1 protein-coding gene is annotated in these 715 nt (G+C 71.6%); it reads left to right on the top strand.

Translation table 11 applies throughout. The annotated features are described in order from the left end of the window. Nucleotides 1-715: VWA domain-containing protein (locus A5706_RS16180; protein ID WP_231985322.1), on the top strand; the 715-nt coding region annotated here is incomplete at both ends.

Here is a 715-nt window from a genome sequence, read left to right as displayed (position 1 = left end):
GGTTCTTCCTGTTCCTGCTGGCCGTGGCGCTGCTCATCGGGATCTACGTCGTGGTGCAGTTCGCGCGCCGGCGCCGGGTGCTGCGGTTCGCCAACATGGAGGTGCTGGAGCGGGTCGCGCCGCTGCGCTCCGGGCGGTGGCGACACGTGCCGACGATCCTGCTCGCCGCGTCGCTGGTGCTGTTGACCACCGCCATGGCCGGGCCGACGTCGGACATCCGGATCCCGCGCAACCGCGCCTGCGTCGTGCTGATCATCGACATGTCGAACTCGATGCGCGCGACCGACGTCGAACCCAACCGGCTCAAGGCGGCCGAGCAGGCGGCCAGCCAGTTCGCCAGCCAGCTGACGCCGGGCATCAACCTGGGACTGGTCGGATTCGCGGGCACGCCCTACCTGCTGGTGCCGCCGACCCCGCAGCACGAGGCGACCCTCGAGGCGCTGAAGAAGCTCGAGTTCGCCGACGGGACGGCGACCGGTGAGGCGATCTTCACCGCGCTGCACGCGGTCGGCGCCGCGGCCATCACCGGCGGGGACACGCCGCCGCCGGCGCGGATCGTGCTGCTGTCCGACGGCGGTGAGAACAAGCCGACGGACCCCAGCGACCCGCACGACGGCGCGTTCACCGCGGCGCGGCTGGCCAAGGACCAGGGCGTGCCCATCTCGACGATCTCGTTCGGCACCAAGGGCGGGGAGATCGAGATGGACGGGCAGCG

The sequence above is a fragment of the Mycobacterium sp. E796 genome (assembly GCF_001672815.1).
GTDB lineage: Bacteria > Actinomycetota > Actinomycetes > Mycobacteriales > Mycobacteriaceae > Mycobacterium.
The sequence above is the reverse complement of the archived record's forward strand: the minus strand, read 5'-3'. Positions and strand labels throughout refer to the sequence as shown.